Annotated in this window: 13 protein-coding genes and 1 pseudogene; 8 read left to right on the top strand and 6 right to left on the bottom strand. The window is 56.3% G+C overall.

The features are described from left to right. Positions 1–936: 936 nt before the first annotated feature. Positions 937–1,188 carry a hypothetical protein gene (locus ACIQJ2_RS00190; RefSeq protein WP_400666736.1) on the bottom strand — a complete coding sequence of 84 codons (252 nt, stop codon included), beginning with the start codon at positions 1,186–1,188 and terminating at the stop codon, positions 937–939. 519 nt (positions 1,189–1,707) lie between these two features. Between ACIQJ2_RS00190 and ACIQJ2_RS00185 the strand changes: the two genes are divergently transcribed. The 3 genes from ACIQJ2_RS00185 (at position 1,708) to ACIQJ2_RS00175 (ending at position 3,272) form a co-directional block, all read left to right on the top strand. Next, a complete protein-coding gene (locus ACIQJ2_RS00185; RefSeq protein ID WP_400666738.1) occupies positions 1,708–1,953 on the top strand; it encodes a hypothetical protein in 246 nt (81 codons plus the stop codon). Between the two features lie 156 nt (positions 1,954–2,109). Then, entirely contained in the window at positions 2,110–2,550 is a 441-nt protein-coding gene (locus ACIQJ2_RS00180) for a hypothetical protein (protein ID WP_400666740.1), read from the top strand. Beyond that, positions 2,547–3,272 carry an SDR family NAD(P)-dependent oxidoreductase gene (locus ACIQJ2_RS00175; RefSeq protein ID WP_400746400.1) on the top strand — a complete coding sequence of 242 codons (726 nt, stop codon included), beginning with the start codon at positions 2,547–2,549 and terminating at the stop codon, positions 3,270–3,272. The genes ACIQJ2_RS00180 and ACIQJ2_RS00175 overlap by 4 nt, the downstream gene beginning before the upstream one ends. 82 nt (positions 3,273–3,354) lie before the next feature. On the opposite strand, the gene ACIQJ2_RS00170 is transcribed toward ACIQJ2_RS00175, so the two are convergent. Continuing rightward, positions 3,355–3,888, bottom strand: coding sequence for a GXWXG domain-containing protein (locus tag ACIQJ2_RS00170; protein WP_400666856.1), 534 nt, complete (start codon positions 3,886–3,888; stop codon positions 3,355–3,357). 86 nt (positions 3,889–3,974) lie between these two features. Further along, positions 3,975–4,463 carry a hypothetical protein gene (locus ACIQJ2_RS00165; protein ID WP_400666742.1) on the bottom strand — a complete coding sequence of 163 codons (489 nt, stop codon included), beginning with the start codon at positions 4,461–4,463 and terminating at the stop codon, positions 3,975–3,977. Positions 4,464–5,015: 552 nt separating this feature from the next. Between ACIQJ2_RS00165 and ACIQJ2_RS00160 the strand changes: the two genes are divergently transcribed. Further along, on the top strand, positions 5,016–6,110 hold the full coding sequence (locus tag ACIQJ2_RS00160; protein ID WP_400666744.1) for a DNA topoisomerase IB: 1,095 nt from the start codon (positions 5,016–5,018) through the stop codon (positions 6,108–6,110). An 812-nt stretch (positions 6,111–6,922) separates the two neighbouring features. On the opposite strand, the pseudogene ACIQJ2_RS00155 reads toward ACIQJ2_RS00160, so the two are convergent. Both ACIQJ2_RS00155 and ACIQJ2_RS00150 read right to left on the bottom strand, forming a co-directional pair. After that, a pseudogene (locus tag ACIQJ2_RS00155) lies at positions 6,923–7,240 on the bottom strand (NIPSNAP family protein). Between the two features lie 69 nt (positions 7,241–7,309). Then, the gene (locus ACIQJ2_RS00150; protein ID WP_400666746.1) at positions 7,310–8,245 is read right to left on the bottom strand and encodes a LysR family transcriptional regulator; all 936 of its coding nucleotides are present in this window, start codon (positions 8,243–8,245) and stop codon (positions 7,310–7,312) included. A gap of 115 nt (positions 8,246–8,360) precedes the next feature. Between ACIQJ2_RS00150 and ACIQJ2_RS00145 the strand changes: the two genes are divergently transcribed. Further along, positions 8,361–9,218: an oxidoreductase gene (locus ACIQJ2_RS00145; protein WP_400666747.1), complete on the top strand. Its 858-nt coding sequence runs from the start codon at positions 8,361–8,363 to the stop codon at positions 9,216–9,218. Positions 9,219–9,680: 462 nt separating this feature from the next. Here ACIQJ2_RS00145 and ACIQJ2_RS00140 read toward each other — a convergent pair whose 3' ends face one another. Then, positions 9,681–10,019, bottom strand: coding sequence for a GrpB family protein (locus tag ACIQJ2_RS00140; protein WP_400746397.1), 339 nt, complete (start codon positions 10,017–10,019; stop codon positions 9,681–9,683). Positions 10,020–10,053: 34 nt separating this feature from the next. Here ACIQJ2_RS00140 and tnpA point away from each other — a divergent pair, with 34 nt between their 5' ends. The 3 genes from tnpA to tnpC are packed head-to-tail and all read left to right on the top strand — an operon-like array spanning position 10,054 to position 12,462. Next, positions 10,054–10,476, top strand: coding sequence for an IS66-like element accessory protein TnpA (gene tnpA, locus ACIQJ2_RS00135; RefSeq protein WP_400666751.1), 423 nt, complete (start codon positions 10,054–10,056; stop codon positions 10,474–10,476). Continuing rightward, entirely contained in the window at positions 10,457–10,810 is a 354-nt protein-coding gene (gene tnpB, locus ACIQJ2_RS00130) for an IS66 family insertion sequence element accessory protein TnpB (RefSeq protein WP_400666753.1), read from the top strand. Before tnpA ends, tnpB begins: the two co-directional genes overlap by 20 nt. 53 nt (positions 10,811–10,863) lie before the next feature. Then, entirely contained in the window at positions 10,864–12,462 is a 1,599-nt protein-coding gene (tnpC, locus tag ACIQJ2_RS00125; protein ID WP_400666755.1) for an IS66 family transposase, read from the top strand. Positions 12,463–12,495: the final 33 nt, after the last annotated feature.

Raw genomic sequence — 12,495 nt, 5'->3', positions numbered from 1 at the left:
ACGTCGGCGACCTGTTTAGCCTCAACAGGCCCTTTGGCGGTCGTGGCGTCGCGGCGTCCCGTGGTGCTCGACGGCGGGCGCTAGAGACTAGGTCGTTATCCAATGTCGTCATTATACAATGCATTTTATGATCTCGTCGCCTTCCACCTGGCCTTCTACCAATTGATGTTGGGGCCCGGAAGTCGTTTGTTGTTCGACGTTGCGGTTTGGACAATCCGGCCATCGTCTCAATCGCGCGGTCAGAGGGAATCGTAACAGGACGCATACGTAGCACCTGATCATCTCAAACGCTCAGTCATCATTGTGCCCCAGGCAAACCATCTCGGTTCCGATTTATGCCGACCCTCAAATTGCTCCCTATCTATGGAACTTTTCAGTCAACGAGCGGTTAGATGTCCGAGGAGAAATGCTATTGCCCGTTGCTCTCACCCGGCCCGCGCACTCGCGGCCTTCTCGGTAATTATACCTTTGAAAAGTAGTGCGTTCGTTCGCATGGAAGAGGCGCAGCAAATGGTAAGTGGGCTGGCACGCATTCACCGACCGGAGGAACCGTGATGGAACGCATCAAAGACAGCAAGTTAGAAAGCAAGCCGTCAACCAGGGTATGGTCAGTCGTTGACTTTGCGAAGCGCAATGATTTGCATAAGGACAGCGAGCGTCAACTTCGGCAATTATTCGGTTCATTCGCAACTGCGAGCGAACTGCAGCATAATCTGGCGCGGAAGCCTCGCTGGAGGTAGGATGCCCAGATACGGACGTCGCTACCTTTAGCGGGAACATGTTCCGATATCACGAAGGAGTTACTCGAGAGAGTTACTAACTATTCAGATCCGCTGAACTAGTCAGAAAGTGGCGGTAGGCCAGCATAAAACTTTTATGCAAACCGAAACAGTTGTCGATGACGCTCACTAAAACACCCGCGAGCATGTAATGCGATCAGGGGCGGGCTCGGGTCTTCGGAATGCTCATCTCCTGCCGAACCTCCATGTCTTTTGTCAGATCGCGAAAAGACGGACACCGTTGTTTGGCGGCCATGAGCAAATCAAGTTCGATGGACGACGGGCCGAAACGGACAAGCAGGTCTTCCGCCATCCTCTCGTCCAATCCGTATTTTTTCTGGAAATCCGCGAGAGAATAAGGTGCACCTCGCAGAAGTCGTCGCCGCTCGAAAGGACGTTGCGTTTCCATCGGTCAATCTCCTCATCCATTCCGATGAGCTAAAGCAATCTGGTCGCCTAAAGTTCCATCGCAGTCGAAATACGACCGAGGGATGACTAAATACCGAACCGACGTCACATCTAAGCTCGTCTAGCTGCATTCTTTTTGCGCTTGTGAGTTCGGAACCAAATCGTCATGCCGTGCGTTCCGTTCGCCGCTACCGACAAAGGGTCTAGGCCCGGGCCCGCTTACGATTGCGAGGTCGCCTCGGAAACGCCGCCGCCAATATCGGAGCTGCTGCCATGCCCAACCGATCTCGCCGCCGAGTTGTAAGTCGGCTTTCCGTGCTCCATATCTGGATGGCGGATCTCTATTGGTAGAGGCGATAAACGAAGTAATCACGCCCTCTAGAGTGTATCCGAGAATTTGAGAGCCATCTCCTGAAGGACTGGAACGAAAAGCGCAGCATATGACCTTTCCTCAAAGCGGAATTGCAGCACTTGAATATGAACTGAGCGCATAACAGGCTAGCGCGCTTGGCGATCCAGCATGGCCGTGGAAACTGCGCTCTTCAAGCTGATGGCCTGCGAACGTCACGAGTCGGAGAGCGAAATCGAACTGCTGGAAAAACGCGTTGTTAGCGGCGTGATGCGTATGGTGAGCAAAATCGGCGTGCGTAATGTTCCGCGGATTACCTGGGCAAGGCTCTTGGCGTCCTTTTTAGTTGCTCAGACAATGGAAGATGCCTGGGCAGTATTAAAAGGCTTTCATCGTCCCCTTCGCGCCGTGCGTTAAAAGCGTGCTATGCAGCAGTAGTTGGCGCGTAATCGATATAGAGTTCGATGCGCCATGGACCATTTCATGATTGGTGCGGGGCGCAACCGGTGTACCGCCAAAGCAAAATCCCCTGGGTCGGGTGGGGGGATTTGAAGCCGGACGTTGGACGCTCATTTGAGAGCTGCGAGGGCCGGTCTGGCGGCAGTCTTTCGTCCTGGGCTGAACCGCGAGGTTCTTTTCTGGTCGCAAAATCCCGACCTTTATCTGGTATTTAGCCACATTCTCGCGGTGGAGGGAATTGGTTCTGCCCTCCTGGACGAGGAAGAGGTAGGAGAACTTGCGGGGCGTACATCCGTTCTAGCAATCGTCCTCGATACCGAAAACAATGCCGAATACGCATTGCGCATTTGTATTCTCATCAAAGCAGACAGAGCGACGGCGCATATCCCATTGCTTGCTCTCGTTCCCGGCGGTGATGAGCGCCACTATTTGGCCCTGCTCAAGGCGGGTGTCACCGAAAGCTGTGTTCGCTCCCGTCTCGCCGGCGAGGGTACTGACCTATTTGCAATCCCATATGATGCGGCCGCCTTCAGGAACAGACGGACTTCGCCGTGATCGCGGTGCATTCGCGGTTTGGGACCTCAGCATCGAGGCAAGCAAAAGGCTGGTCAGACACGGTTCCCCGAAGACCTAAAAGCGCATGGGTCAGTGAGCGCTCATCGCCGCTTTTCGAGACGAATACTTTTGGAGTCATTGCCGTCTGCCGTGCTATCATCCCACACATGCGGGCCCAAGGCGCTGGCGTGATTGTCAATGTCACCTCAAGCACCACGATTGCACCCATGCCGCTGGTTGCCATCTACACGGCCAGCAAGTGCGCCGTCGCAGGATTCACCCAAACGCTCTGCTACGAGTTGGAGTTGCTCGGTATGCGCGCGCGAATCGTGGAACCAGGCCTCGCGCCAACGACCAATTTTTGGACTTATAGCACGGGCCGTGTAGAGGGGCTGACGCCCGCGCCGTATGATGCATTTGCAAGCAGTTATTTCGTCAAGCTAAAGAATTATCCCACTGCTTTCACAGATGAAAGGGAAGTCGCCGAAGCGGTATTTTCAGCGGCCACACCGGGCCGGATGCTAGTCTATTGGCGAAACTTCGGTGGACGACCTCCGAAGACCATTACCTGGCTGAGATGCGGGCGATGTTCGGGCCTGATCAACCCTCGTAGTTGCGGTCAGGATTTCAGTGAGAGATCGCCTGGCGTGAGCGCGGAACTTGGCAGCCTGCGCTGGGTAGTTGTTGCGGCCCAGCACCGAAGCCTTAAGCAGGCTCCATAGACTCTCAATGTTCAGCAGTCGGCTCTTAATAGGCGCCTACGCAATCTTGCCGCCGACCCGCGCCAGGCATGCCATTTGACCGTCACCCGCTGATCTCATAGGTCGGACGGTCAACTTTCCGAAGCCGAAAGAAGTAGCGCCGGTCGTCGCCGTCGATGACCATCATTCCAGCGATTTCTTTCTCATCGATCCTGCGGAAGTAGTCGGCGATCGGCTGCTTGTCGTAAACCATCGCCGTGGTCTCCTCACCTTCGATCATGCGCAGGGTCAACATCGCCGTCGTATCATGAGCGAGCAGAATTCTCTGCAAATGCGGGAAGACTGCTCGTGCGACCTTAGTCTGTCCCAGCGGTGCGAGACGTATTAACAGCCTTATCGGGAAGATAGCGGGCTCTAACGGCACGAGGACGCCAGGCTTGAACTGGAAGACCAGGGCGTCGGCCTTCAGATCAGATTGGAAGCGTTTGCCGAACCATCCAAGATTTTCGAGCACGCCGTCGAGCGGGTGATCGGCCGCGATCTGCGAGCCGCACCAGAGACCGATCATCTCTACCGGGAACACGGGTTTGAGCGTTTTGAACCAATTGCACCGCGCGACCTGCCGATCTTCCGCTATTCGCCACCAACTACCTTACAAGACGGCTAGAGGGATAGCTCCTGGCCGTGATAAAGTGACATTCGTTCGCTTAGGTGCAAGAGGCTCTAGCGCGTCGCACCGAACACGAAGGCGAGGGCTGCAACGACGACGACTGCCGCAAGCGGCCTCTCGCGGATCTTGTCCTCAACGCTCTTCACAAAAGTTTGGGGCTCCGACTTGACGAGAGGCTCCCCAACGGACTCGACCTTCGTCATCGCGCTTGCCTTGTGATCCGCTTCCCTTCGAAGCGCACCCGGGGCATCGCGACTGTCGCGGCTCGGGTCCGAGCGATGACCTTCACCGGTCGATTGGAGAGCATCGTGAACCAGCGGGGCCGCTTCGTCGGTCTCCATCGGTTGCCGTCGGACGCTATCGGCTTCGTCGGTGTCGGCCCGGCCAGCGGGAACAGCCGTCTGCGTGGCGGATACCGGATCAGAGGCTGGGAAGCTGTCTTCAAGCCCGGTGTCGAGACCGGGCTTCGAGGCGCCCTCGCGCTGTTTGGCTTGTTCGATTTCCATAGACTGCACTGCGGAGGAATGTTTCGGCTTTGGCATTGTCGGTCTCCTGTTCGATTAAGAAGTCCCGCGGCGGGTCGAAGTTCCATCTTTGCCGCTCCATTGGGACAAATCACGCAGGAACAATAGATTTCGACAGCCCCAGGGTGGCTGAAAACGGAACATCCTCTCGCGACGAAGGATAGTCTCGCAGAAACCACCATCAGAAAGAAGAAGCCGAAATACGGGGCGTCAGGCGCTACCGACCGGCCTTCCCGTTTGGAGGGCCTGCAAGAAAGTTGTTGGCCGACATTGCGAAATATGCGTGTCCGCAAGGTAAGCCGAAGATATAATATTGGAGCTGCACCGATGACGATATCATGTCGCTCTCTGACTTGTTGGCGCTGAACGTTTGGTGGGCTTTCGACAATGCGGCCTCAGGGGCCGAGATCGAAATTGGGTTGACAATGAAGGTTTCGCGTTCCGCGCGACAGTACCTGGCCATCAGACCCTTTCATGCGGATGTTAGAATAATCAAGCCGGTCGGTATCACAATTTCTGCGTTACCGCTGAGGCAAAGGAACAGACAAATTCTGCGCGAGTTATTAGGGGATGAACCAGCTCATCACCGAAATCGATACGAGCTCCGCGCAAGCCAAGCTGGCATCCGGCTTGGTATACCTGCCTGGATTGGATACCGGAATTACCCGCAAGATGGGAGCCAGGGGGTTTCTGTACTACCGGCCGGATGGACGGCGGGTCACCGATTCCGCTGAGATCTCGCGTTTGAGCGCATTGGCGATACCGCCAGCCTATACCGATGTCGTGATCTCGACCAACCCGTTTTCCCATCTTCAGGCAATCGGCAGAGACCTTCGGGGTCGCCGCCAATATCGTTACCATCCAGACTGGCATGCCGAGCGCGGAAAAGCAAAGTTCGAGCGCCTTGTTGATTTTGCCGATAGCTTGCCGGACTTACGTGAGCGGGTCGAAGCAGATCTACATTCTCGCGGCTTGACGATGGACAAGGCTCTCGCCACGGTGGTCTGGATGCTCGACAACCTTTACATCCGCGTCGGGAACGCTGCCTATGCCGAGGCAAATAAGTCATATGGCCTGACGACGTTGCGTAGCCGGCACGTGAAGGTTGAAGGTGGGAGCATGAAGTTTCGCTTTAAAGGAAAGTCGGGCAAGGAGTGGAACCTGGCTCACAGTGACCGCCGCATTGCCAACGTCGTGCGAAAGCTGCAAGAGCTGCCGGGGCAGCATCTCTTTCAATACATCTGCGATGGGGGCGGCCGCAGGCCGATCTCCTCACATGACGTAAATGCCTATATCCGAGAGATCACCGGTGACGAGTTCAGCTCGAAGCAATTTCGCACCTGGGGTGCAACCTGCATGGCGGTGGAGAAGCTGGCATTTCTCGAAGCCGCTGGGACAAAGCGAGAACTTGCTCGCCAGCTCAACGAAGCAATCGACGCAGTTGCCGCAAAGCTCGTCAACACCCGGTCGGTATGTCGCACGTCGTATATCCATCCAGCGGTCTTCGAGGATTTTCAAACGGGCAGGCTTCGTGATGTGCTGAGGCTGAAGAGTAAAAGCAAGCGGCTGCTCCAGTGGCTGGGTGAAGAGGAAATCCGCGTTTTACAATGGCTCAAGAAACGATCTACAATTTCTAGTGGCGTGTCCGGCGAAGGAGTCGCTTAATCAGATAAGTATCGACGCTGTAATCAGCACAATCAACTGCCTGACTTCATAAATTTCTTTTATCAGCAATCTGCCTTAAATTCGGGCCTTCGTCGCCATCGCCTCGACTGAAGGCCGTGTAGCGTTTATTTTTTTCAAACACCCCACACCCAGATTGCATGCGAAGTCTGGAACGCTCTCCATCGTTGATATACCAAGTGCTGCCAGGTGCCGGAATATAGTGTCTTGTTGTTGTGGGTGGATGTAGTGATTGTCCACATCTCGTTGCTCGCACCATCAGATCGACTTGGGGCAGTCTAGATCGTGTATGATTCAAAAATTGGCCGCGGCCGCTACTAATCTTCCCGCGAGTTCGCGCGGAGCGGCGTCTTCGAACTGTCGAGGTAGCATTTCCTGCACTCGATTTCGTCGAGCCTGGGGGCGTGGATGCCTTTCGCGGTCTATGGATCGCGTTGAAGTCGGTCAAGTTCTCATTCGGTGGCACGAAAGCTCCGCCTTTGAAACAGTTCTCGGAAAACGCGGTTGGTAACAGAATGTTTTACGCGAATGCCGGGTTCGATTGCCCGAGAACCCTCGACGACCGACGGTATTTGCACTGAAGCCAATCTGTGGGAAGCGAGAACCTATGATTTGGGAAAAGGTGAGGTATCGATCATCCTCTCGGCCATAACCTCTCATTGATCGTCACGATGTTCCTGACCGGCTCACCGGTTTCAAAACCACGTACTAGCGGAACACGGTCGCTTTGCTCTTGGCGCAGTGGCTACTCGAGCATCACTCAGATGGAGATATAAAGCCGTCAGTAACGCAGGCTAGGTTTTCGAAATTCTTGAAAGTGGCCGCATGAACGTTCGATCGTACCGTATGACGCACCCGCTCTCGTCTCGAATGCGATCTGCCTAGATAAAGCTCTGCGATTTTCCAAAATGAGCACGATACTCTTCATAGGCCGCAAAGCTCGGAAAACTGAACAAAGCGAGAGCGCGATCGCTCGCCCCCTCAGATGGCAGAAAGTAGCCGTGATGCTCACCACCGTGCAGTTCGATAAGTTCGATCCAGCGCCGCCCGAACCTCTCGAAATCAGCTATCTTCCGAGGGTCTATGATATAATCCACCACGCAGGTAATCATCGATGCTTCCTTTGGTCAATTGTGGCAAGACATTCGTGATCAGTTCCAAGTCAACGGCTATGCTGTCGTTCAGGCGCTTTGATCCCTCCCGGAGCGTGTTGAAAGTGCGCTTGGGGTTGCCGACGATCTGGCGAAGTCGACGAAGGCCCGTAATGTGGTCGGCAATTGTCTACGGCTTGGATAGCAGAGATGGAAGCCAGGATAGTACGGGCACCATTCCTCGAGAACCCGCACAAGCCGCCCCTGGTCAATTAGTTCCGCGACCTGGCCCTCGAATGCAAAGGCGACGCCTGCACCGTCGAGAGCCGCCTGCACGGCTAAATCCTGTTCGCCAAGGGTGAGCTGTCCAGAGACCTCCACGGAAAGCTCCACACCGTCACGCTCGAACTCCCACGTATAGAAGCGCCCGCTTTCGAAACGGAACTTAATGCAAGGTATGTTCTTCAGTTCGTCCGGAGTGCCCGGTGTCGGGTAGCGCCTGAAGAACTCTGGAGAGGCAACATAGGCTGAGCGTTGGGGAGGGCCGAGCGGAACGGTGATCATGTCCTGCGCAACGACATCTCCGAAGCGGACGCCAGCATCAAATCCCGATGACACCATGTCCACGAGGGCATTGTTAACGACGATATCGACATTCACTCCGGGAAAGGCAGCTAGAAAACGGGTGACAATCGGTAGAAGTACCATCTGGGTCGAGGGCCTTGCGGCGTTGATGCGTAACCTACCAGTTGGCGTATCGCGAAAGGTGTTGAGGTCGTCCAGAGCGTCGTCAATGTCGCGAAAAGCCGGCGCCACGCGCGCTCGCAGCCGTTCGCCGGCCTCCGTCAGCGCGACGCTGCGCGTTGTCCGATTGAGAAGCCGAACCCCGAGATGTTCCTCCAGCGCGCGAAGAACATGGCTGAGAGCTGAAGGTGTGACGCCGATCTCGTCCGCCGCTCGGCGAAAGCTCCCGTGCCGCGCAATGGTGAGGAAAATGGCCAGGTGGTTGGGTTCGATGCACTTCATTGCTGAATCATGCTCAATACCGCATGGAAAATCTAGAGGCTAATCTCAGCACCGCAAATGAACTAGGCCATTGAAGCCCGGCAGGACCGTAGGCAACAAGTAAGGAGACAACCCGATGAAGACTTGGTTTATCACGGGCGTGAGTTCTGGTTTAGGCCAGGCCATCGCCGAAGCAGCATTGGCGGCGGGCGACCGCGTCGTCGGCACGCTGCGAAACGAAAAGCATCTAAGCGCATTCGCGGCGCTGTCCGCAGGACGTTCCTTTGCCGTTGTCCTCGACGTGACAGATTATTCGGATGTCCAGCCGAGTATCGATCGCATCGAGCGAGAGGTTGGGCCTATCGATGTGCTCGTCAACAATGCCGGTTACGGGCATGAGGGGACATTTGAAGAATCGACGCTCGAAGATTTACGGCGGCAATTCGAAGTCAATGTTTTCGGCGCCGTCGCCGTAACGAAGGCCGTGCTGCCAAAAATGCGCAAGCGTCGTTCGGGCCACGTGATCAACGTCACCTCGATGGGCGGCCTCATCACCATGCCAAGCTTGAGTTTCTATCACGGCTCAAAGTTCGCGCTTGAAGGCTTGTCAGAAGCACTCGGCAAGGAAGTGAAAGACTTCGGCATCCATGTCACGGCGGTCGAGCCCGGTTCGTTTCGCACCGACTGGGCCGGGCGATCTATGAGCCGCGCGCCGCGTGGAATTGAGGATTATGACACGCTGATGAATCCAATCCGCGAAAGACGGATTGCGATGAGCGGCAAACAGCTTGGTAACCCTAGGAAGCTTGGCGAGGCCGTGGTTAAGCTCGTAAACAGCGAAAACCCACCTGCGCACCTGCTGCTGGGATCGGATGCGATCAAGCTGGTCGAGCAGAAATTGGAGAACCTTCGCGAAGAATATGCCGCCTGGAAGGACGTGACGCTTTCGACTGACTTTACTGATGAAAGGGCCGCTGGCAATCCATTTGCCTGACCCCTCGGCTTGGTGAAAGAGGGCCCTCTCTGCCCTGGCACCACGCGGAGCGGACCATCCAAATCCGTCATAGTAACTATGATGGCGATCGCACGGGAGCATAGTTTCTAGGGCGAATATCGAAGCCCCGGCGGCAACATACTTTCTATTCTCGCCGGGGCGGCTGTCGCCGTGTTTTTCTGATTGTTTAGGAAATTGCTAAGAGAGTCGCCCTCTCGCGGCGCAAGAAGACGCTTTGGCCTTTCGCGACATAAATGGCACGCATTCCGCACGAGGGTCCACTCCACTTTTTCCACAATGCAAACGATCTAGCTTGATGCTCTAATTTGCTGGAATAAGGAGAGGCGGATATCGCCTTTTGTTGCGCTGGCCGATCAAGAGCGGCAAATGATTGGTAAGCTTAGTAAGAGATAGGCACGATAATGAAAGCTCGTCCCTCTACGCAGAGCTTGCCATCACGGATCACGATGGGGTGTGTCCCAGCAACCTCGAGAGTGATTCTACGATAAAAGTCGTTTTGGCCTGGGAATAGCCTTGGCGGTCAGACCCGAACCTATCGGCAAGGCGCTTTTTGAGAAGTCCGTAAGCTTTCGCCGCGCCGGGATTGGTGCGCAAGTAGTCGCGAAAAGCTATGTGCCGCCCAAGTTCTGCATTGGCCGCTGCACATAGGTAGAGATGATGCGCGGGCAAACCGCTCGGCTGGGCAAAGGCGTAACGCCCATCAACTCCTCTCTCTCCCTCGTAGGTATAACGTAAGCGCGCATTTCGGTGCGCCTTTTGAGGCGCAGCGCTCTGAGGCATGAAGTGTCCACCAAAAATAGGTGGACACCAAATCATGGATGAAAATGCTCCTAAACTGCAGGTGCGGCATGTTGGTCGCGACGGCCGCCGTCGGTATGACCCTGCCTCTCGAGACCAGCTTGTCGCAGCGTGTTTACAGCCCGGCGTTTCGGTCTCGCGTCTGGCTCTGGAGCACGGCGTCAATGCCAATCTCGTTCGCAAGTGGGTGAAGAGAGCCAGAGAAGAGCATGCTTTGCCTGCGGTATCTGCGTTCGTTCCGGTTCGGATAGCTGCGGATATGCACTCGTCCTCTGCCAGCGGTCCACTGACGAATGCGGAGCCGGTCGGCAAACGATCTCATGCATCCAAGCTGAACGCAGTGCTGCCGAACGGGGTCAGCCTGACGGTGGAGTGCAGCGATGTCGATGGCCTGGCGGCGATCATAGGAGCGTTGGGTCATGTTCAGACTGGGCGCTGATCTGAAAGTCTATCTGCATCGCGAACCGATCGACTTCCGGGCAGGCATCAACAGCCTTGCGGTCCTGGTCCAGGAGACGATGGCGCTGGACCCGTTTACTCCTGCTGTGTTTGCCTTCTGCAATCGCCGGCGTGACCGGGTAAAGCTGCTGTTCTTCGATCGCTCGGGCTTTGTGCTCATCCTGAAGCGGTTGACCGAAGACAAGTTCCGATGGCCGCGCCGAGAGGTGCCGGTGGTCGTACTGACGAGCGAGCAGCTCCACTGGATCCTCGACGGCATCGATATCGATGCGATGGTGCGCCATCCGGTTCGGCAATATCAGATCGCCGGCTGAGGATGGCGAATTGAGCTGTTGACGCGCAGGGGCGGTTCAGATTCAAGAATCTGATGACGAGAACCGGCGAGCCAAGCATTGCAGAACTGATGGCGCAGTTGGCGGCAAATGCTGCTGAAATCGCCGCGCTCAAAGCCGAGAAGGAAGCGCTGTCGCTTCGGGTCGTCAAGCTGGAAGAGGAGCTGGCACTCGCAAAGCTCCATCGTTTTGCCCCTCGCAGCGAAAAGCACATCGACCGCCTCTTCAACGAAGCCGAAGAGGCGATGGGCGACGATGACGGTAGCGACGGTGATGCCGGCGACGACGTCGTCGAGCTTCCGGACACTGGCCTGCCAGCGATAGAGGGTCAGACGGGCAAGAAGCGTGGCCGCAGGCCTCTGCCGGCAGATTTGCCGCGCCAGCGTGTCGAATACGACCTTCCCGACGACCAGAAGACCTGTCCTTGCTGCAACGGCCAAATGCATCGCATGGGCGAGGCCGTTACCGAGCAGCTCCATATCGAGGTCAAGGCAAAGGTCCTGCAGAATGTGCGGTTCAAGTACGCCTGCCGCCATTGCGACCGCACCGGGATCAACACGCCGGTCGTGATCGCGCCTATGCCGAAGCAGCCTCTGCCGGGCAGCATCGCCACTGCTTCGACGTTGGCCTTCGCCCTCGTCCACAAATACGTCGATGGCACACCGCTCTATCGCGTGGCGCAAACATTCGAGCGGGCCGGCGTACCGATCAGCCGTGGCGCACTTGCTCATTGGGTGATTGGTTCGAGCGAAAAGCATCTACATCGCATCTATGACGCTCTGAAGCTGCGGCTGCGATCACAGCCTCTCATTCATGGCGATGAGACGACGGTTCAGGTGCTGAAGGAAAAGGACAAGGAAGCCACCAGCACGTCGTATATGTGGGCGTACCGCAGCGGCGAGGACAGTGACCAACCAATCGTGCTTCTCGACTATCAACCGGGCCGCGGTCAGATTTATCCGCAGACCTTCCTGGGTGATTATCGCGGCATATTGGTGACCGATGGCTACACCGCATGGCGCACATTGCATGGCGCAACCCATATCGGGTGCATGGCCCATTCACGGCGGCGCTTCGTCGAGGCCCTCAAAAGCAGGAAGAATGGAGGCGGACCGCCGGAGCAGGCACTCCGGTTCTTCGAGCAGCTCTACCGGATCGAAAAGCAGGCAAGAGACAAAACCCCAGATGCCGGGGAGACGAAGGCTGACTGCATTCGCCGTTTCCGCCAACAGCACAGCCTGCCTGTCCTGAACGCCCTAAAGACGTGGCTCGACAACATCGCGCCAAAGGTCGTGCCGGATACCAAGCTCGGCGATGCCGTGTCTTACACCCTGAACCAATGGGATTACCTGACACGCTATACCAGCGAGGGCAGGATGCCGATCGATAACAACATTCTCGAACGCGAGATCAGAGTTTTTGCCACCGGCAGAAAATCGTGGTTGTTCAGCGACACCGCCGACGGAGCCAAGGCCAGTGCCGTGATCTACAGTCTGATGCTCACCTGCCGCGCCTGTGGCGTCGATCCGCTGGCATGGCTGCGCCACGTGCTCACCGAGTTGCCGCAGCGGGACGAAGCGGCCTACATAGGCGACCTGTTGCCGATCAACTTCTCCAAAACCTCTGCGGCATAATAGAGCTGGATATCGCTATCGACGGGGCGATCT

This window comes from Rhizobium sp. NPDC092011 (assembly GCF_044756305.1).
GTDB lineage: Bacteria > Pseudomonadota > Alphaproteobacteria > Rhizobiales > Rhizobiaceae > Rhizobium.
The sequence above is the reverse complement of the archived record's forward strand: the minus strand, read 5'-3'. Positions and strand labels throughout refer to the sequence as shown.

Excerpts from the sequence above, each read along its gene's own strand:
- ACIQJ2_RS00190 (WP_400666736.1), bottom strand. The coding sequence starts at position 1,188 with ATGGAAACGCAACGTCCTTTCGAGCGGCGACGACTTCTGCGAGGTGCA.
- ACIQJ2_RS00185 (WP_400666738.1), top strand. The coding sequence starts at position 1,708 with ATGGCCGTGGAAACTGCGCTCTTCAAGCTGATGGCCTGCGAACGTCAC.
- ACIQJ2_RS00165 (WP_400666742.1), bottom strand. The coding sequence starts at position 4,463 with ATGCCAAAGCCGAAACATTCCTCCGCAGTGCAGTCTATGGAAATCGAA.
- ACIQJ2_RS00160 (WP_400666744.1), top strand. The coding sequence starts at position 5,016 with ATGAACCAGCTCATCACCGAAATCGATACGAGCTCCGCGCAAGCCAAG.
- ACIQJ2_RS00150 (WP_400666746.1), bottom strand. The coding sequence starts at position 8,245 with ATGAAGTGCATCGAACCCAACCACCTGGCCATTTTCCTCACCATTGCG.
- ACIQJ2_RS00145 (WP_400666747.1), top strand. The coding sequence starts at position 8,361 with ATGAAGACTTGGTTTATCACGGGCGTGAGTTCTGGTTTAGGCCAGGCC.
- ACIQJ2_RS00140 (WP_400746397.1), bottom strand. The coding sequence starts at position 10,019 with ATGCCTCAGAGCGCTGCGCCTCAAAAGGCGCACCGAAATGCGCGCTTA.
- tnpA (WP_400666751.1), top strand. The coding sequence starts at position 10,054 with ATGGATGAAAATGCTCCTAAACTGCAGGTGCGGCATGTTGGTCGCGAC.
- tnpB (WP_400666753.1), top strand. The coding sequence starts at position 10,457 with ATGTTCAGACTGGGCGCTGATCTGAAAGTCTATCTGCATCGCGAACCG.
- tnpC (WP_400666755.1), top strand. The coding sequence starts at position 10,864 with ATGACGAGAACCGGCGAGCCAAGCATTGCAGAACTGATGGCGCAGTTG.